We start from the raw sequence: 19,109 nt of genomic DNA on the forward strand, positions 1-19,109 counted from the left end.
TAGGAGGATACAATTGAGATGGCCGAAAGAAATTTTGAAGAAGTTGCTCAATATGTTGAATGGCAGAGTCAAAATAAATGTAAAGTTTTAAGTGCCAAACCGGAACATACTTTTAATGATCTGGGTACAGAAGTGCGAGTTTGGAATGTTAAAACTGATTCGGATGGCGCCTGGTGGGTTGTGGAAGGGGACTCTGTTCCCATGAATTTGTACCCACAAGAAGCTTACTATTTTTCGGCAGATGAAGTTTACTCCTTTCACATGGGCTTAATGGAAAGAATGAATGCTTCGATTGATTATAAACCAGAGGAATTTGTTGAAGCTATTACCTTAAATAATGACATAGCTCCTCAATTATTCAGGAAGTTAAAAAGTGTAGCCACATTGATTGATTCTGCCGCTGAAATTGAAGATTTTCAGTCAATAGGAGTTCAATGCAGAGAGATTCTAATAGAATTGGGAAATTCTATTTATTCTGCAGATATGGCTGGTGATGGTGAACAACCACAAGCATCTAATTTCAAAAGGAAAGCAGAATTGTTTGTCCAGTTTTATTTAGCTGGTTCTGAAAATAGTGACTATAGAAGCATCATTAAGAAACTTACAGAAGCGACATGGGATTATGCTTGTAAAATTACACATTCTATCAGTGCGACCTTTTATGAGATATCGACGTGTGTTACTCTCTGTACATCTTTAGTAGGTGTTTATGAGAATATTCGGCAAAAGGTTTTTGATCCAATATCTCAATATAAATGTAGGTCATGTAAAAGTAAAAAGCTGAAGATAGTCAACGACGAAACAACCGAAGATGGAATAGTTAAAAAGTTGTTCTTACAATGTGAAGAATGTGAAGAAATTACGGAGATTGTTTTCGAGGAAAATGATACGAGTAAATCTAAGTATATAAAAGGAATCGAGCAAGAGTAAAAAACGGTGATACTTCCCTGCTCTGCCGGTAGCGTTTAAGAATGCTTATGCTGACAAGAAATTGTACCGAATAAAGCCTTCAAGAGATGAACACACTTTTGAGGGTTTTATTGCTTACAATTCACCTAAATTGTAACGTAAAAGCAGATGCTAAATCGACGGGGAAAAGGGCCTATCCAGGCGTCTGTTTCTGAAATATACCTCCCCGCCAAGGGGGTACCAGAGGGGTGCGACATCTTTTTTACGCACTCAAGGCATGTTGAGTGCGTGGTATTGATGTCAAGGGTAAAAGAGTAGGTGTTTGGAAAGCCCAGTAATACTGGGCTTATTGAGGTTTGAGAGAAAATATTCGATGTACTAAAATCGTGAAAATATTGCTTCGTGGGAACAAGTCCAGAGCCATGATATTTTAGCTGACAGAGCGATTTAGATGTCAGTGCTTGACCAGTGGTCGATTTAGATAACATAGGTTTGCGAGTGGTCGATTTAGATGTTTTTTGATTTTGGCAGGGTTGTGTGGTCAGGTTGGATGTTTGCATACAATTTGATCATTACCTGGTAATTATAATAACCCATCCGTTGTTTCTTATTATTACTAGTGAAGGGAGCAAGGTTAATATATGCCAGATATGGATATGCTAGTCTTGATCGAACTCAATAAATTAGAAAATCTCTCAACGAATTATGTTCATGAAATGAACTATATTAGCAAACGTATCAGAAATGATATTTGGATACCAGGAGTGAATTCACAAAAGTTAGCATATTTTTTAAACAAGATAACCAGCGTGTTTGCAGCAATGAACGATATTATAGGAACTGACGCTTTTTTTACTCTTGATACAGTTATTGAATACATTAAAATTTTGGGGAAATATAGTATTTTCTATAATAGTGCATTGGATGCACAGTATTTTCAAGAATTAATTAGTGACATTCAGTTAGAAAGTGCAGCATATTTGATCGAGCAACAGTGGGAGGATGTTTATAAAAAGGATGATGGCTACAAAGGATTTTTAGAAATTTTCGATGATATATTTAAAAAATGCATTAATTTACATAAAGATAGATTTTTTTATAAGTTAAAAGACAGTGATGTTTTATGTAGAGTTGTAGAAGGCGTTGGACATAAAGCAGATCGCTTTATTCCTTGGCCAAGTAAAACAAATAACAGATGGAATCCTCCGGGAAAGCAGTATCTATATTTATCATTTAGTGACAAAGAAGCAAAATACACAGATCAGCTATCATTAAATGAATATATCTGCTTAGAAGAATATAGGGCGAATATTGGATGTAACTATTCTTTTTGCCGTTTTGAGCCAGTAAAAGAAGGCAATATTTTAGATTTATCATATAACGATGTATCCTTATCCAAAATTAAAAGCATCGTAGATGATTATTATAATGATAGTGTCAAGAAGATGATTGATGAGCTATTGTCGAACCCCAATGCATATGAGAAATATAAAAATAAAAAGAAATTGAAAAAAGATATTTTGGCCCTTATGGATAAAAACCCAGTAGATAAAAATATTATTGAAGAGTCATATGCAAAGCAATACTTAAAGATGGTATGTAGCTGTATATATAAAAAAGTAGACGAAAAGGATGAGGACAAGAAAGAAAAAGCATATAAGTCATTTCATATTTTATCAAAGTACCTGGAAAACAACGGGGTAACGGGAATTATTTATCCTTGTACGAGAACACAAAAAATTATTGGGAAGAATTTAGTTTTGTTCAATGTAAGCGATGCAAGACCTATAGAATCGTCAATAAGAGAGTTCACTTACATTTAAAAACCAAGGCACCCTACGTTGTAATTTCGTAGAGTGCCTCGTTTGTTTTTATGCTCATTCATTCACATCCACCGTTACTCCAGACTTAAATTCCACAGTGAATTTATCCACGTAGACGGTGATTTTTTCAATCATCCGCCGGACAAGGGATTCATCATATTCAGTAATGGTGGTGGGCTGTTCTCGCAGGAAAGCGTCCATATCGGCGATGCGCTTCTTGACTTCGTCACGGTTGATATTTTCCACCTGTACTTTTTGCTTTTCATCTCGCAGGCGGTAGATTTCATTGCCGACCTTCTCATAATCAGCCTTGGAACTTGCCAGCTTCACAAGCTCTAACTGAAGCTCCGCCAGCCGCTTGTCGATGTCAGCCAGGGTTGTGTCGTTTTCATGGCTTAGGACGGTTTCGATGTTGTCCTTAAGAATGGAAAGAAAGGCGTCTTTGTCACAGAGTGTCTGATTGATAGCGCTTACCAGTGCCTGCTCAATGGTGCTCTCCAACACTGTGCGGGCATCGCAGAATTGGCCGGTGTTTTCCAGCCTGCTGATGCAGCGCCATACAACCGACCTTTTTCCCCGGTTGTTCCAATGAATCCTGCGGAAAAATTCGCCGCAGCATCCACAGATAATCATATTTGAAAAGCTGTGCGTACTGCTAAAGGTCCTATTTTTCCCATTTGGGCTAGTGTGGACGATGCGGCGACGGATGAGCTCCTCCTGTACCTGCATGAAAATTTCACGCGGGATGATGGCTTCATGGCTGTTTTCAACATAATACTGAGGAACAAGGCCATGGTTCTTCACTCTTGTTTTAGTGAGGAAGTCAGTGGTATATGTTTTTTGCAAAAGAGCATCACCGATATATTTTTCATTTCGCAAAATCTGGTTAATGTTGCTTGTGTGCCATCTTTTATTGCCCGCGCCGTTCAGAATGCCGTCAGCCTCGAGGCCACGAGCAATTTTCAACATACTGGCACCCTCGAGATATTCCCGGTAAATACGTTTTACAACCTCGGCTTCTTCCGGAACAATGATCAGTTTCTTGTTTTCGTTTTTGGTATAACCGAGAAATCGTGCACAGTTTATCTGGATTTCACCTTGCTGATAACGGTACTGTAGACCCAGTTTTACATTCTGGCTTAAGGATTGGCTTTCCTGTTGAGCGAGGGACGCCATGATGGTGAGCATGATTTCACCCTTGGAATCCATGCTATCAATGTTTTCTTTCTCGAAATATACCGGGATGTTTTTGTCTTTAAGCTTTCTGATGTAATTCAAGCAATCCACTGTATTCCGAGCAAATCGGCTTATCGACTTAGTGATTACCTTGTCGATTTTGCCCGCCATACAGTCATCAATCATACGGTTAAATCCCTCACGTTTTTTTGTGTTGGTGCCAGAGATACCGTCATCTGCATAAATGCCAGCTAATTCCCAGTCTGGGTGGCTGTTTATGTATGCAGTATAGTGAGTAATCTGCGCGTCATAACTGGTTTCCTGTTCGTCGCTGTCGGTGGAAACGCGGCAGTAAGCAGCTACACGGAGCTTCGGGTTTTCTTCATCCCTTTTTACTAAACCAGCTTTTTTCCTTGCCGGAAGTAGTGTAACTGTCATTTTTTCTTCCATTTTTACAGTTCCTCGCTTTCTATCAGGCTGTATGCATATTCCGCCTGCTGGAACGGATCGTCAAACCGTTCTGTTCCTTCGCTGATACGGAATTTAGATGGATAGACAACCTCTTTTTGTGTATCTGATTTGCGAATTCGTCCAAGTTTTTCTGCCCGTCTGATACGTTCCGCTTGGGCAGCCACATATATGTCTGGATCGATTATTTCAGGATAATATTCATCACCGAGGTAGTGCTTATTCTGAAGCATCCTGCTGATTCCAGCATGGAAGGATATAATTCTGGCTTTCTTTGCTGCCGTTGCCAATGAATCACCGGTTAGATAAGATTGAAATAATGTTTTTATCTGCTTTGCAGCTTGTTCATCAACAACGGCTCTTCCATTTATAATCCGGTAGCCATATGGAGTGTGGCTCATTTATCTCACCAACCTTTCTTTCAGCGTAATGCCGCATTTTAATTCGAACCCGATTTCTGTCCGTGAATATACAAGAATCCGCTCAACAAAGCGGGTAAACAGTTCACCGTCAAAGCCATTGAGCATTTCCGACTTTGTTGCATATTGCAGGAGCTCGCTGACCTCATGTAGGTTTATATTATCGCTGTTTATGAAGCGGGATATGGATTCTTTCTGGCGCTGTATACGTTCCGCTTCCTGCAGAAGTTCATTATTCCCCTTATTGTAAACAGCAGGCTCAAGATAGCCTTTGGTCATAAGACCAACCAGTACCTTTCGCTGATCCGCGTTTTCTTCGAGCTTTTTATCAAGGTCGTACAGCTTTGCTATAATGTCCTCGGAGTTGATACCGCGAAGGCTCATCAGCAAAGGCCTTAAAACAATTTGATGGCCAAAGATGAGCTTATTCATCATAGTTACAAACACATATTCAAAATCAGACTCTGGAATGTACTTCATTGAACATTTCTTGGCGTCCTCAATATGATTGGTACAGCACCAGGCGATATTATGCCTGCCGGTAGAGTGGATACGGCGCTTGAATTTGCCGCCACATTGACTGCAGATGATTTTACCTGAAAACGGATATCGGTTCTGATACTTATCCTGATATTTTTCCACGCCTTTTTCTTTGCCGCGCTGTTCAATGATAGCTTGCGCGGCATCAAAATCTTCATGGTTGATAATCGCGTCATGATGGTTCTTAATCAGATACTGGTCTTTTTCGCCGTAATTGTAGTGGCGGTTGAAGTGCGTATCGGTGTAGGTCTTTTGAAAAATAGCGTCGCCTGTGTATTTTTCATTACCGACTATTCCGCGAATAGTGGTCGCTGTCCAACGGCCGCCTTTCTTGGAGGGCACGTTGCGGTGGTTCAGCTCATTCGCAATTTTCCCGGTGCCATTGCCGGATAAAATTTCAGAGAAGATAAAACGCACTATTTCCGCCTGTGGCTTGTTTATGACCAGCTTTCCTTCAGTAGTATCGTAGCCATAAGGCGGATAGGAAATCTTGAACGTCCCGTTTTGGAACCTGCGCTTTATCGACCATTTGTTATTTTCAGCAATAGAGAACGACTCGTTTTCGGCCAGTCCACTCAGGATTGACAGCATGAGTTCGCTTTCCATTGAGCCTGTGTTGATGTTTTCTTTCTCAAAGTAAATGAAAACACCAAGGTCAAGCAGCTTTCTGACCAGTTCCAAGCAGTCTGTCGTGTTCCGGGCAAACCTGCTGATAGACTTCGTTACGATGAGGTCGATTTTTCTGTTTTCACAGTCAGCAATCATTCGGAGTAGATCAGGGCGCTTTTCCTTTTTGGTGCCGGTGATGCCCTCGTCATAATAAAGTCCGGCAAACTCCCATTCGGGATTTGCATTGATGTAGGATTGATAGTGCTTTATTTGAGTGTCCAAACTCTCGAGCTGTTCATCGCTGTCTGTAGACACACGGCAGTAAGCAGCAACACGCAGTTTAGGAGACTCTGTAAAATCTGATGTATTTTCAGCGATTTTCGTTACCTTTTTCAATTTCTCACCTCCTTGTCAGTGTGACATATTAACTCTGAAGTTCAGTAATATCAACGATTTCCAGGCATAATCTGTGCCAGCACCGGTGAGAAAGATTTGCGGTTTAGTGCGGTTATCTTGTTGAATTCCGACAAGGAAATAAGTCCACTTTGAAGCATGGAATTGAGTATCCGCTGTGCTCGCACATAATCAACCTCGCGTTGCAATTGCTCCTGTGGAACAGATTTCTTTTCATAATTGATTTCTGGTATTGCACCAGTAACATTAGCCATGTATTTCTCCTCCAGTCTAAAAATCTCTGTCTTCACTACCCACTGGAGGTGAGAGAGCCGTTTTGACGAAAAATGAGCAAAAAAATAATGCCTACCAGAGAGATAATTTCCAGTAGGCATGACTACGTATATGTTTATTCGCTGTATTTGATGAAGGCATCAGTGAAACCAGCCGCTTTGACCTTGTTTAGCATTGCTTCAGCATTCGCCTTCACAGAAAATGCGCCAAGTTGCACACGGTAGTATTTCTTCGGTGTGGTCGCCTCGACGGGTGCGGCTGAAGCAAGCCCCGCTTTTACATCGGCACGGAAGGTGTCCATCGATTTGCCGTGCTTCGGGAACCAGTGTATCACATCACCGTGATTGCTGGCGATACCGAGTTTATAACCCTCACTATGGCAAATGACATCCTTTTCCGTCAGCCCATACTGCTTGCAAAGATGCACGCAAAGTTCGACTGCTTCTGTATATACTTTATTGAAATAGGTTGCATCAGTCAAGCCATCCTCACAAATCTCAAATGAAATATGCGTGTCGTTGCCGGAGCCCTTGGAACCACTGCCGCAGTGCCAGCCGCGCATATTCCACGGTAGTGTCTGGTACGTGGCGATGGAACCATCCGCCAGCTTACCAATAAAGGCATGGACGCAGACCTGCCGGCCATCCGGTGTGTTCTGGTTCCAGTGGTTGCTGTACTGGTTTTTACCAAGCAGTCCGTCATCCGGGCTGACGTAACGTTTCAAATTAGGGTTGTTGGCTCCGGTGGAATGAACCATAATTCCTTTAGGGTTAATTGATCTACCTGTTTTGTAGCAGGCGTTATTCGTCAGAATGAGTTTATGCAGGTTCATGAAAAGCACCTCACAGTTCAATTTAGTTATCAGCCGCAAGTGCGGCTGGATACAGATGATAAGTAAACTTCAAGTCGCAATAGGCAGAGGCTGATGTGCCATTGCTTCCGATGCGGATATACAGTCCGTAACCGGCGGGCACCCGACTTTGCCGCATGGCGATCTGAACGTGCTGGGCCTCTGCGGAGCTGTCCGAACCAATAGGCGTGCTCCTTGAGATTCGAGTAAATGTCTGCTCGTCGTTTGAAATATAGAAATCCAGTTCTTTTTCGCTTGTATCCGATTGACGGCAGATAGTGACCAGGTGGCAATCATATGGCACTGGGATAAGAGGGTCGTCTTGACCGCCGATTACCACACTACCTATGGGCAGAATTGTATGCAGAGGACCTCTGACGCTGTTTGCACCACCCGATCCGGTGATATTCCCCGACAAGACGTACCGAAGGTGTGGCATTCGAGTGAAAGCGTTGATGGTTGACGCAGCGGTGGAGGTCAGTGTCAGAGCTGTGTTGGTGTCCTCAGACTTTTCCAACAAGAATAGACTTTCTCCGGGGGCAATGGATATATCCCCCACAGAAAACCGCTGTTTAGTCCAGTAACCCGTACAGGTAGGATGCGGATTTGTTCCGCTACCGTAGGCAATGTTCACCGCATCCTGTACACCCCTTATGGCTTCAGCCAGCTTTTTCACAGTGCTGCTGAGATTGTTCTGAACCAGTACCTGCACGGTATTTGCCGCAGGGATGCTCAAAACTGTAACAAACGTATAGGTCACGCTGTCTAAAATCATGTTGTTGCCCGCCGAGATACCGGCAAAGGTAATGGACGCTCTCCGGCTCGCCATGTCCGGTGCTGAGGCTGTTTCAACCGGGTGCAGATGGTTGAGGATAATTCCAGTTCGGGTATACAGCTTGTCGCGCATGCTCAACATTTCGTTGTGCGTAGTATTAAGAAGTGTATGGCTGTCATTTAGCAGCCCGTGTGAGGTATTGAGCAACGTATAATTGTCGTTCAGTAATCCGTGCGTAGTGCCAAGCAAGGTGTAGTTATCATTTAACAGGTTGTAGGTGAGATTGAGCAGCGCATAAGCGTCGTTCACATCGATTGCCGCAAGGGCAGAAAGCACCTGATTCAGCCATTCTTGTGCGGGAGGCTCCGGCGGTTCGGCAATACCGTCCGAAAGAGCCTCCTCCACGATGGTGAGCACTCGCGCGCTTTTCCCGACCACATCTTCATGGGTAACCCTGATTTCCAGCTGTCCCACACCGACGATTTCGGTTTCAGCCGTGCCGGGTGACCAGGTCAGCACGCCGTCTGAGTAGCTTGTGACCACGGGATAGGCAATACCGTCCGGCCGTTTATATATGGCAGTCAACGTCTCGCTGGGATATTCGTTGCCAAGCAAACCGGAGACATCAAACTCCAGCTTGCGGAAATGGTTCTCTCCACGCCGACCGATGAACACCGTTGCAGACTTTTTCAAATCAATCATGCTCCATCACCCGGCTTTGTTGAATCGCCACTGCGCCCGTGAAGCTGTTCCAGAGCTGCCTTGAGCTTGTCGGGGATAGGTAATCCCAGGTGCGCCGCGTTTTCTAGCATGGACACGCCCTCATTGGAGCAGTAGAAAAAGATAACGGCGGTGCGAAGAACCTCGCCGTTTCCGATGAGATAGATGTCCATGATATGCCCGACACCCACCATTGCGAAAATCAGCACCTTCTTGCAGATACCCTTAAAGCCGACCTCGCTGGACAGCTTTTTGTCAGCGATGGCGCACATGACACCGGTAATGTAGTCCACGACTACGAATACGAGCAGCGCGTAGAGGAAGCCATCAAAGCCACCGAAAAACCAGCCCAAAAAGCCGCCTATTGCTGCCACTAATACTTGAATCCAGTTCCAAACTTCTTTCATTTACAAAACCTCCGTATGTGAATTTTGGTATATAAAAAGCGCTCCCGCCGTAGCGAGAACGCTGAAACATATATCCGGCTACAGGGACAGGAGCAGTTCCTGCAGCTGGATCATGACCGCAGCTTTAGGCCGGCCGGTCCCAATGGACAGCCATGTTACAGGCGGGACATCAAAGACTGATGAGGAATCAAAGCTGTTAACCGCTGTAATGACAGGCTCTATGGCTTTTCGTAGCTCTGAAATATGGAACGGCCAGTTTTTAATGGTGGTCTTTCCGGCAACAATTTCTTCGATCCAAGCTACGGAGGCCAGATTGTAATAACTCCGTACAGTGTTTACTGCTATTCGGAGCGTTTTGATATGCGCAGCCTTCACATGGGTTTCGTTCGCAGTGATTGCCTCAAATGGTGTCGGCAGTACTGAAAAAGTCCGCACAACCGCAGGACTTGCTGACTCGATAACACTATCAAGGCAGCGGATAGTAATCGTGTGGTTTCCAGCTTCTAAAGTTTCTGCTTGATATATTGTTTTAGCACCGTTGCCGAGATAGCCGCTCATGGAAAACCTCTCGGGATTGTCTACGCTGTTAACCCAGGCACCCGCATCGATTTTAACTTCTACAATCTGTGACTGTCCGTCCGGCTCGATGCCTGTTGTAATCATAAAGCGTGGAGTGGAATTATAGATGGAACTTCCGGATATCGGACAGACGATAACGGGAGCAGTTGGAGGACTGTTTTTCTTCACTGTTCCGCTGACTACATAAGAAGAAACAGCGTCTAAGGTATCGGTTACGCTGATTCGGTAGCGGGTATATGTTCCGATTATCTGAGAGGCATTCGCTGAATACGTCCCCGAGGTGGCACTTGAAACGACGGTAGTCAGTGCTTCGTATGCTGACCAGTTCGTTCCGTCCGTGGAGGTGGCCCGCTGAATGACATACTGTTTAATGGCACTGGTTCCCGGCGCTGCTCCGCTCCACGCAAGGGTTACGGTGTTTCCTTCATAGATCGCGGGCGCGGCGGTAAAGGATACCGGAGGCGTTGGAAGTGTATTTTTGCGAACAGTATTGCTGGACACTGTCCAATCAGAGTAGTAACTTTCACCGGCAGCACCTTGTGTTCTCACTCTGAACTGACGGTAATTACCCCTCGTGACAGGAGGACTGACGCTGACACTATTGCTTGTGGAGGTAGTGTTCACAGTCATCAGGGCTGTCCAATTACCCCAGCTGCTGTTGTCGGACGAGTCCCTATAATGTATTTCATAAGACGTGATAGCATTGCCTGCGCCGTCAGATGCACCGCTCCACGAGAGGGTAATGTTTCCTTCAGCCAGTGCCGCACTCACCGAGCAGACGGTTGGCGCTCCGCAGGCTGTGACGTCGCAGAAGATACTATTGCTGATTATTTCCACTGAATAAACGTCAAACGTGTCTATCGTCCAAATGCCGAATTGAGTATACGTTCCTGGCGTGCTCGATACAGCTGGATTATAGCTGCCTCCGCTGGCCGACAATGTCAACGTGGCCAGCACACTCCACGCGCTCCAGGTGCTGTTGTCTGTTGAGGTGCGTCTGGCGATCTGGTAGCCCTTCACCGCACTGGTTCCTCCTGATGCACCGCTCCAGGTCAGCGTAATTGTCTCGTTACTGTATACTGCGGGAGAAGCGACGGCTGAAGTCGCCGATTTTGGAGCAGTATTTCTGCGGACGGAGTTCGTGGATACTTTCCATCCGGAGTAATAGCTTGCTCCTGCCGTTCCGCGTGTTCGCACTTGAAATCTACGGTAATTGCCTCTTGTGGAAGGAGGAGATGTAGCCACACTGCCGCTTGTCGCGGTGGTGTCCACAGTGGCCAGCGCTGTCCATGCTCCCCATGTGGAATTATCTATTGAATCGCTGTACTGAATCTCATAACTGGAAATTGCATTGCTTATGCCGCCCGACGCTCCACTCCATGAAAGTGTAACCCCGCCTTCCGAAAGTACAGGGCTTACCGAACAGGAAGTCGGTGCGGTGCAAGCTGTGGTAAGGAGCGCTGAACTTAACACCGTATAGCTTGAGTTGTCGATTACACCGGAAGAAAGCGACATTCTTCCGTCCGACACCACCTTGAAGCGCACACCCTGTGTGGCGTTTCCCGTTGTGGAAGCACAGGTGACTGTAACATACCTAAGCCTCGGAGTGGTCCCGTCCCAATCGTCTCCGTCCGCCGCCTTGATGCGCACTTGTGCAGATGAGCCGTTTACGGTCATGGTACAAAGCAAAGCATAACCGCTGTGGATGTATGAGCCCGAGGAACCCAGCGCAGCGGAGATGGTGAAGTTATAGGTCATCTGGCTGTTGTTCGGCCGGCTTTTAGAATAGGTTATCGTATAATGTACGGTTGGGCCTGAACCCGCCTGAAATGATACGCCATTAATATCCGCCATTGTCCTTCGCCTCCTTATTCATAGACTGCCGTTACAAGTGAATTGACCAATCCGCAAAGGCTGGTATTTAGTCTGGTATCGGTAATGTTATTCCCGGCGATCAACGTGGCGGCAGCTGGTATCAGTACATCTGCGATACCAAGTTCATAAACATCACTGGTTCTTGTCAGTGCCGGAGCCGATGGCGTAGCAGCGGGTGTACCAACGACGATGGCAAGCTGCATATTCCGGCTGACCTTGCTTAAACGAACCACAATCCGGTCAATTCGGGGATTGCTACCGTTTGCCGTGGTGAGAGGTATATTCAAGGTGTCTGTATTCTCATACCGATACCCATTAATCCACGCGCTGCCAGCCGCCACACTCACCGCCAATCCGCTTCCCGGAGACACTTGAAGATTTGTAGGCACCGCATAAAATACACCGTTCGAGACAAGGCTTCCGAAATACGATGCGAAATCCGCTGCGTCATAAACTCTGTCTCCATCCGATGAGTTGAAAAATCCGCTTTTCTCCATATTGATTTCCTCCCGTTAAGCCCGCGCGTAAGAGCAGGATATTAGATAATAGCCCGTAGGTAGAGTGGACGCGGCAGCATTCGCCACCACGCCGCTTGCATTGATTGTAATCGGCATATTGGTACCGTTGCCACCCACCGCAGTCGCCACTGAGCGCACCGTCGAATAGGGGTAAAAGTTCGCGTTCGTGATTGTGAGAATCGTGCCACCGGAAGCAACACCTGAAGAACCCACATTGATCTGCATTCCGATTGAAACAACCCCCTTATTTACAAATGACATGTTATAGCCCATAGTCACATCGCTGCCAAGCGAGTAAGTGAGTGATGTATCCACTTCCTGAGCCATTTTTGCAGTAGTGACAGCACCATTAGCAATCCTCGTCCCTGATACCGGTGCGTTATATACATTGTTAATACTGGCCGCAAATGTACTACCCCGAACTACAGCAACGATGTCTGTAAGCGCACCGAGTGGAAAGCTCAGCCAGTTCGCCGTACCAGACGGATTGTTGTATACGAAAAGAGATATTACATAGAAAGTCATGGTGTTGCGGGATATAAAGAATCCCATTGCTCTCTGGTAACCGGTCCCCGTGCTGTCACCGTTGTGTTTTACCAGAAAGACATGCCCGTCATCACTCGGCTGGTCGCTGAATTTATTGCCGCTCCATGAAGTGAAATAAAAGGCTTCTCCTGCTGCCATGTTGTGAAGAGCATACTGGCCGGCCGATATAGTACCCGCACCCACGTTGATTTCAAGCGCGGGCAGCTTTCCGAATAAATTGTTCATGGTAGCTGTAAAGGTTTCTCCTTGAATATCCGGGTCCACCTCCGACAGATCTCCCAGCGTTTCCGCTACCTGAGCTATACCGGTCGGGGCCGATAACGCCGTTTTGACCGCACTCATGTCGGAACGGATCTTCTGTGCGATTGTAAGCTCAGCCTTTCCGAATACAACGCTGATGTTCAAACCGTCTGCGTCATAGTTTTCTTCAACTTCGGTGATGCGCGTCGTCATCGATACGCCCCATGCCTTGGAGATTACTTTGACGGTCTGTCCAAGGTCGAAATCAGTCTTGTAGGTTAAGTTGCCGTGGGGGTTCACAGAGGTATCGAACGAATAACGAATTCCCTGTTCGCTCAGCTTGCTCTGTCCCCGGAAAATCAGTGCATCATTATAACCTGTACCGAAGTCAGCCTCCTGCAGGTCTTTAGCGTCCACAAAAATTTCGCGCCGGGTCTCGCCGGAGCCGTTTGTAATGGCGGCAAATGTTCGGCTTTCTCCCTCGCCTTCGCCGCCGATTAGAGCAGTGTTGGCATAATCTGTCGCGCCCTCTGTATAGCTCTGTTCCGTCAGGTTCTCATATTCCTTGGAGAACACTGCTTGAGAATTAACGCCCTTATACAGTGTCACGGTAAAGATACGTGTAGCCGGAGTAAATACGGTTTTAATTCCGATATCCGAGGCACCGCATAGCTCCGTCACTGTATCCATCAGGTTCCGGTACGATATCTGGGTGCTGACGGACACGCCCAGATTCGGGGACGAGAAGACGATGCCATCGATTTTCCTTGCCGCATCAGAGGGGCTGAGGAGGTTATGATTTATTAGCTGCTCAACGCAGTCGGAGAGATCTCCGGATAGTACTTCGGTTTGCCATAAAATACGGCGGGAGAGTAATGATGTAGCAAAGCGGCCGCTTGCGGTAATGATTTCTTTTTCCGCCTGAGCCATTTCAAGATGCTCAATGATACCGGCTTCCTCATCATCGTTCTTCCAGATGAAGTTACCTTCTTGCAGAAGCGCAGTGTTTTCTGGTGTCGCGATGGCCTTCAGTTCAAAGGAGCCGCACTGTGAGTAACGTCTCGTCCAGCGCAGGTATTCAAAGGATTCCACGATCCCTGTAAGCTCGCGGTTTGAATTGTAGATATACAGTTCCATACTCACACCCCCAAAAACTGCGGACGGTAATATATGCTGACCTCCAGTAACTCCATATTGACTGAAGCGTCGTAACGCAGAGTATTAACCCCGGCGGCGAGCTGAAAGAACGCAGAACCGGTATCTAAAAGTGAGAAAGCGTTTGTTACTGTTGTGCCGTTGACGCTAACGACACGCTTGCCTGCGAAATGGGTATATACACGCAGCTCGTCTCCTGCACTCATCGTCGTAAGGAGACGGATGTACTCCCCAGTGTCCATGTTCAGCAGTTCAGGATTCGTCACCGTTCCCAAAGCTTGAAAAATAATCTCACAACCGCAAGAAACGTCGCCAATATTGTCTACCGTGATAATCTGACTGGGCTGGCGCATTCCAAATTCCATGCCGCTTTCGGGTAGCTCCAATTCAAATTCGAACATCGGTATCCAGGATGCCAGTTCTTCACGCACTTCATCCTGCGTCTCAAAGAAAGGCGACGGGCAGAGCAGGCTGACGAAAAAGCTGGGTATCCGCTGCCGCGTGGAAATCGTAAAGCCTGCTTCTTCTACGACACATGCAATTTGCCGCTCTCGGTACAGAAGCGTTCCACTAACCTTAGGGCTGAAGATTTGAAGAAAGCGGTGCCTTAGCGTATAGGCTTCATCAGGCGTGTCCGCTATAACTGTGCCTTCCAGCGTAATATTGCGCATATCCAACGTAGAGGAGATGTAAAAAGCACCGTCCTGGTCCGGCGCTTTGAAAGTGTTGACGGTCTGGCGTATATCGCCTATGCCGTCTATCTTTGTAAGGAAATATGGGCGGCCTTGTTTTAGCGTAATGCTTTTGCCGCTTGCATTGATATAAGTTAGTTCCATAGCCGTCCCTCCTTTAATATTCCAGTGCCAGCTTGCGCGAGAGATTCTTGAATTCCCGCGCCAGCTCCTTTTCGGACAGCGCCTTGGGCGTTACCACGGAAATACTCTGGTTGATTGTGGTGCCGGCTGCGCTTAGACCTCTGGCGTCCCGGGTAAGGGAACCGGACAAGTTCAATCCGGCATCCACATCGAAGTCAGTGGGAATAGCGTTCTTCATATCCTCACCGACGCGCCCCATAGCCCGCTCAAAACCCACACCGATGCCGAGGCCCATATTCTCACCGAGCCCGGCAAATAGAGTGGATGGAGAATTGATGCCGAAGAATTTCTTGATCTTGCTCATCACATCCCCAAAGAAGCCAGATATCTTCTCCCACAGCCATGCGGCCGCATCGTTGATTCCTTTCCACAATCCCTTGATTAGTTCAAGTCCTGCCTTGGCCAACTCGGGTATGCTCTGCACAATTGCCTTAACGATAGCCACGATGATCTGAGGGATAGCCTTGACGACTTCTTCGATAATCGTCGGCAGGTTGGTTACCAAAGCAACCAACAGCTGGACTCCTGCAAGAATGATCTTGTCAATGTTACCGATAATGGCGCTCACAAGTGAAGTGATGATTTTAGGTATAGCCGCTACAATCGTAGTAATGATTTTGGGGAGGTTATGTATCAGTGCCACCAGCAGCTTTATGCCTGCATCAACAATCAAAGGAATCGCCTCAAACACAGCGACAAGAATACTATCGATTATCTCAGGGATTGCCTTCACGATTGCATCGATGATCTCCGGTAAAGCATCCACAAGAGATGTTAAAAGCTCGATGCCCGCTTGCACAATCTGTGGTAGAGCATCCAACACTGCTCCAACGATTCCGTCGATAATTTGTGGGACGGCTTCCAATATCTGCGTGATGATAGTGGGGAGAGCCTGAATAAGAGAAACGAAAAGAGTAACACCCGCCTGCACGATTTGGGGAATGTTCTCAGTGATCACAGTGACCAGTGCCTGAACGATCTCAGGAATGACCGCGACGATCTGAGGAATAGCGTCGGTGACAAATTGGATCAGCGCGTCTATGACGGCTGGCAGAGCCTCGATCAGCACCGGGATCGCATCGACGATGCCCTTCGCCAGACCGAGCACCAGCTGAAGTGCCGCGTCAAGGAGCAGAGGCAGGCTTTCGATGAGGGCCGTCACGATCTGGGTTACGGCAGACACGGCGGCCGGGATAAGTTCGGGTAGCGCTTGCGCGATGCCGTTGACCAACGTAGCGATCATTTGCACCGCCGCTTCCACGATGGCGGGAAGATTGGCGATGATGCCGTTCACTAATGCCAGAACAAGCTGGAGAGCGCCCTCCGTGATACCGGGTAAAGCAGAAATCAGCCCTTGAAGCAGGGTCATGACAATCTGCGACGCTGCGTCTACCAACATGGGGAGATTGTCCACGATAGCCCCGCCGATGCTGGATACGATGCTCATTGCCAGCTCGATAATCTGCGGGAGCTGCTCCATGATCATGTTTACCAGACCACCCACTGTATTGCCGATTACCTCGCTGATCTTCGTCCAGTCACCATTGGCCTCATTCAGACCCCGGGTGAAATCACCCAGCAGGCTCACGCCGTCGTCAGCGAGAATCTGCAGTTGTGGCAGGAGCACCATGCCGAGGGCGTTCTTGGCTGCTTCGCCGCCGGACTTGAGCCGCTGCATGGAATCGTCGAACTTGGCGAGGGCCTCCAGCGATTCCTGGCTCATAACGGCACCCATCGACTTGGCTTCTTCAGTCAGCTGCTGGATTCCCTCCGACCCCTGTGCGATCAAAGGATTCAATTCCCGAGCCGATTTGCCGAAAAGCTGCATGGCAAGGGCATCCCGTTCAGTCTCGTTGGACACGTTTCCCAATGCATCAATGGCTTCCCAATATACTGTCTCCGAATCGCGGAGGTTGCCGCTGGCGTCGGTGACGGAGATGCCCAGCGCTTTGTATGCTTTAGAAGCTGCACCGGTACCATCTCTGGCGGAGGTCATGGAACGGACATTCCGGGCCATGCTGCCCGTCAGGGTTTCCATCGAGGTGTCTACCAGTTCGGCTGCGTACTGATACGCCTGGAGTGATTCGGTGCTCATGCCGGTGACGGTAGACATGGTGATAATATCGTCTGCATACTGCGATGCGCCAACGGTCATATCCGTCAGGGCCTTGGCCGCTCCAACTGCAGCCGTACCTACTGCTGCAAACGCAGCTCCCATCGCAACTCCGATGCCTTTGAGTACCGAGCCAAGTTTTTCAAGTTTATCGGAGGATTTCTCCACATCGGTGGTTGACTCTTCGACAATGTTTCCGAATTCATCGACTTTCTGTCCAGCATCGTTATAACCGCGATTAACATCCCGGAGAGACTTCTCGTTATTCGCGAGTTCGCCCTCCATACCGTTGAGTTCAGCCTGCGCCTTGTTCAGCTGAATCTGCCAGTTCTGCGTGCGCTTGTCGTTTTCTCCGAAGGAGGACGCGGCATTATCCAACGCAGCTTTCAGCGTGGATATTTTTTCTTTCTGGGCGTCGATTTCCTTGTTTAGAACCTCATTCCGGGAGGTGAGCGCTTGCACAGACTTGTCGTTTTTATCAAACTGACTGGTGACCAGCTGCATTTCCGAACCAAGAACCTTAAAGCTCTGGTTGATATCCGAGAGCGCTTTTTTGAACTCACGCTCGCCTTCGACACCGATTTTTAAACCGAAATTATCTGCCATACATACTCACCTCCCTAAATGCCCGGCGGAATGATATCGTCAATTGTCCGGGTTTTCTTTGGCTTCTCAATGCCTATAAACTGTTTATGGCATGCCCATAGGTCCAGAAACAGACCGATGGGCATGAGCCAGAAGTCCTCCGCGCCCATACCCATCTGCACTGTTCCGTAATAAAAAAGCCGGGTAAAGACCTCTGCGTCTGTTACCCGACTTCCGCGTTTTTTGAGAGATTTTCCTCTTCGCTTTCCACGTTGCGCTTGGTGCCCCGGAACATGGCTTCCGTGATGGCGTTTTTGTATGCTGCCAGATCGAGGGGCGAGGTAAGAAGCTCAACCTCATCTTCCGTTAGAAGTTCCTGAATGCCGTCCTTGTTTTTAAGATTGTGAATCAGGATTGACTGGTTGGCAAGAAGGGTTAAAAGCCATACAATCTCATCCAGCGCCATCTCAAAATTTTCTGACTTCATCAGCTTTTCACCGAGATTTTCAAGTCCGCCGTATCGGCCTGCTATCGCCTTGGTCGCGCGGGTGGTCAGTACCAGTTCATACTCCTTGCCGCCAATATTGATAGCAGCGCTTCTTTCGGCCGAATCTGTAAAAATGACATTATCCATTCTGCGTCCTCCTTATGGTGCCGGTGTGTAGACCGGTTCGTAAACTTCGGTAAACCAGCCGGTGATTGTGGCGGAAGATACTCCGGCGTCGCCTTCGGTGACCTCGGCTTTCCATGGGTGTTTGCCAAAGGTGTCCAGCTTGTTCCGGCGCATGACCGTTCCTTCGATAGTAGGCGTGGAGAAAGTGATGGAATCCGCCTTGGTTTGCAGATTTGTCGCGGGCAGGCCGAATTTCACACGGTAAAGCCAGAAATAGCGGTATGTTCCGTTAGCCTTCTGCGCACGGAATCCTACCGCAACAGGTGTCCCCACATTTTCGCTTGCTGAGATAAGCACGCCGTTGTCGTCTGTGGACGCGCCGGTCAGATCTGCCGCTGCCGTAGGGCCAATGTCGTCAACGCCGAGTGTGAGCGTACCGCTGTTGAAGTCTTTCACTACCTCAGCTGCACCGTCGTCGGCGTACAGTATAGCTTCCACCAGTTCCACCGAAAGTTCGGCGGTGATGGCTTTGGCGAGCACGAGAGGTGTGGAGTAGGTTTCTTCACCGTTGGAATCCTCGGTGATTTTTGAATAGTACAGTTTGTCAAGACCGATTGTCGCCATATC

General features: G+C 47.5%; 16 protein-coding genes. 2 read left to right on the forward strand and 14 right to left on the reverse strand.

What is annotated here, in order from left to right; genetic code table 11:
- Nucleotides 1-18 precede the first annotated feature (18 nt).
- Nucleotides 19-930, forward strand: a complete 912-nt coding sequence (locus tag AC4HCY_RS09905) for a hypothetical protein (protein WP_491095983.1) — start codon at nt 19-21, stop codon at nt 928-930.
- 620 nt (nt 931-1,550) lie between these two features.
- Entirely contained in the window at nt 1,551-2,732 is a 1,182-nt protein-coding gene (locus tag AC4HCY_RS09910) for a hypothetical protein (protein ID WP_491095984.1), read from the forward strand.
- A gap of 54 nt (nt 2,733-2,786) precedes the next feature.
- Here AC4HCY_RS09910 and AC4HCY_RS09915 read toward each other — a convergent pair whose 3' ends face one another.
- From AC4HCY_RS09915 to AC4HCY_RS09980, 14 genes are all read right to left on the reverse strand, one after another.
- On the reverse strand, nt 2,787-4,358 hold the full coding sequence (locus AC4HCY_RS09915; RefSeq protein WP_491095985.1) for a recombinase family protein: 1,572 nt from the start codon (nt 4,356-4,358) through the stop codon (nt 2,787-2,789).
- Nucleotides 4,359-4,360: 2 nt separating this feature from the next.
- Nucleotides 4,361-4,777 carry a recombinase gene (locus tag AC4HCY_RS09920; RefSeq protein ID WP_491095986.1) on the reverse strand — a complete coding sequence of 139 codons (417 nt, stop codon included), beginning with the start codon at nt 4,775-4,777 and terminating at the stop codon, nt 4,361-4,363.
- Complete coding sequence (locus AC4HCY_RS09925) at nt 4,778-6,340, reverse strand: recombinase family protein (protein WP_491095987.1); 1,563 nt, start codon at nt 6,338-6,340, stop codon at nt 4,778-4,780.
- A 50-nt stretch (nt 6,341-6,390) separates the two neighbouring features.
- A complete protein-coding gene (locus tag AC4HCY_RS09930; RefSeq protein ID WP_491095988.1) occupies nt 6,391-6,612 on the reverse strand; it encodes an SHOCT domain-containing protein in 222 nt (73 codons plus the stop codon).
- Between the two features lie 134 nt (nt 6,613-6,746).
- Nucleotides 6,747-7,463 carry an N-acetylmuramoyl-L-alanine amidase gene (locus tag AC4HCY_RS09935; RefSeq protein WP_491095989.1) on the reverse strand — a complete coding sequence of 239 codons (717 nt, stop codon included), beginning with the start codon at nt 7,461-7,463 and terminating at the stop codon, nt 6,747-6,749.
- Between the two features lie 22 nt (nt 7,464-7,485).
- Entirely contained in the window at nt 7,486-8,958 is a 1,473-nt protein-coding gene (locus tag AC4HCY_RS09940) for a hypothetical protein (protein ID WP_491095990.1), read from the reverse strand.
- The gene (locus AC4HCY_RS09945; RefSeq protein WP_491095991.1) at nt 8,955-9,383 is read right to left on the reverse strand and encodes a phage holin family protein; all 429 of its coding nucleotides are present in this window, start codon (nt 9,381-9,383) and stop codon (nt 8,955-8,957) included. Before AC4HCY_RS09945 ends, AC4HCY_RS09940 begins: the two co-directional genes overlap by 4 nt.
- A 78-nt stretch (nt 9,384-9,461) precedes the next feature.
- Nucleotides 9,462-11,816, reverse strand: a complete 2,355-nt coding sequence (locus AC4HCY_RS09950; RefSeq protein WP_491095992.1) for a hypothetical protein — start codon at nt 11,814-11,816, stop codon at nt 9,462-9,464.
- Between the two features lie 14 nt (nt 11,817-11,830).
- Nucleotides 11,831-12,334 carry a hypothetical protein gene (locus tag AC4HCY_RS09955; protein ID WP_491095993.1) on the reverse strand — a complete coding sequence of 168 codons (504 nt, stop codon included), beginning with the start codon at nt 12,332-12,334 and terminating at the stop codon, nt 11,831-11,833.
- Nucleotides 12,335-12,349: 15 nt separating this feature from the next.
- Nucleotides 12,350-14,278: a siphovirus ReqiPepy6 Gp37-like family protein gene (locus AC4HCY_RS09960; RefSeq protein WP_491095994.1), complete on the reverse strand. Its 1,929-nt coding sequence runs from the start codon at nt 14,276-14,278 to the stop codon at nt 12,350-12,352.
- Between the two features lie 2 nt (nt 14,279-14,280).
- Entirely contained in the window at nt 14,281-15,132 is an 852-nt protein-coding gene (locus AC4HCY_RS09965) for a phage tail family protein (RefSeq protein ID WP_491095995.1), read from the reverse strand.
- A gap of 13 nt (nt 15,133-15,145) precedes the next feature.
- Entirely contained in the window at nt 15,146-17,890 is a 2,745-nt protein-coding gene (locus tag AC4HCY_RS09970; RefSeq protein ID WP_491095996.1) for a phage tail protein, read from the reverse strand.
- 202 nt (nt 17,891-18,092) lie between these two features.
- A complete protein-coding gene (locus tag AC4HCY_RS09975; protein WP_491095997.1) occupies nt 18,093-18,503 on the reverse strand; it encodes a hypothetical protein in 411 nt (136 codons plus the stop codon).
- A 12-nt stretch (nt 18,504-18,515) separates the two neighbouring features.
- Entirely contained in the window at nt 18,516-19,106 is a 591-nt protein-coding gene (locus AC4HCY_RS09980; protein ID WP_491095998.1) for a major tail protein, read from the reverse strand.
- Between the last annotated feature and the right edge of the window lie 3 nt (nt 19,107-19,109).

The organism is Lutispora sp. QWL-02, assembly GCF_058315355.1.

Excerpts from the sequence above, each read along its gene's own strand:
- AC4HCY_RS09965 (WP_491095995.1), bottom strand. The coding sequence starts at position 15,132 with ATGGAACTAACTTATATCAATGCAAGCGGCAAAAGCATTACGCTAAAA.
- AC4HCY_RS09920 (WP_491095986.1), bottom strand. The coding sequence starts at position 4,777 with ATGAGCCACACTCCATATGGCTACCGGATTATAAATGGAAGAGCCGTT.
- AC4HCY_RS09950 (WP_491095992.1), bottom strand. The coding sequence starts at position 11,816 with ATGGCGGATATTAATGGCGTATCATTTCAGGCGGGTTCAGGCCCAACC.
- AC4HCY_RS09980 (WP_491095998.1), bottom strand. The coding sequence starts at position 19,106 with ATGGCGACAATCGGTCTTGACAAACTGTACTATTCAAAAATCACCGAG.
- AC4HCY_RS09905 (WP_491095983.1), top strand. The coding sequence starts at position 19 with ATGGCCGAAAGAAATTTTGAAGAAGTTGCTCAATATGTTGAATGGCAG.
- AC4HCY_RS09975 (WP_491095997.1), bottom strand. The coding sequence starts at position 18,503 with ATGGATAATGTCATTTTTACAGATTCGGCCGAAAGAAGCGCTGCTATC.
- AC4HCY_RS09910 (WP_491095984.1), top strand. The coding sequence starts at position 1,551 with ATGCCAGATATGGATATGCTAGTCTTGATCGAACTCAATAAATTAGAA.
- AC4HCY_RS09945 (WP_491095991.1), bottom strand. The coding sequence starts at position 9,383 with ATGAAAGAAGTTTGGAACTGGATTCAAGTATTAGTGGCAGCAATAGGC.
- AC4HCY_RS09970 (WP_491095996.1), bottom strand. The coding sequence starts at position 17,890 with ATGGCAGATAATTTCGGTTTAAAAATCGGTGTCGAAGGCGAGCGTGAG.
- AC4HCY_RS09940 (WP_491095990.1), bottom strand. The coding sequence starts at position 8,958 with ATGATTGATTTGAAAAAGTCTGCAACGGTGTTCATCGGTCGGCGTGGA.
- AC4HCY_RS09955 (WP_491095993.1), bottom strand. The coding sequence starts at position 12,334 with ATGGAGAAAAGCGGATTTTTCAACTCATCGGATGGAGACAGAGTTTAT.
- AC4HCY_RS09915 (WP_491095985.1), bottom strand. The coding sequence starts at position 4,358 with ATGGAAGAAAAAATGACAGTTACACTACTTCCGGCAAGGAAAAAAGCT.
- AC4HCY_RS09935 (WP_491095989.1), bottom strand. The coding sequence starts at position 7,463 with ATGAACCTGCATAAACTCATTCTGACGAATAACGCCTGCTACAAAACA.
- AC4HCY_RS09930 (WP_491095988.1), bottom strand. The coding sequence starts at position 6,612 with ATGGCTAATGTTACTGGTGCAATACCAGAAATCAATTATGAAAAGAAA.
- AC4HCY_RS09960 (WP_491095994.1), bottom strand. The coding sequence starts at position 14,278 with ATGGAACTGTATATCTACAATTCAAACCGCGAGCTTACAGGGATCGTG.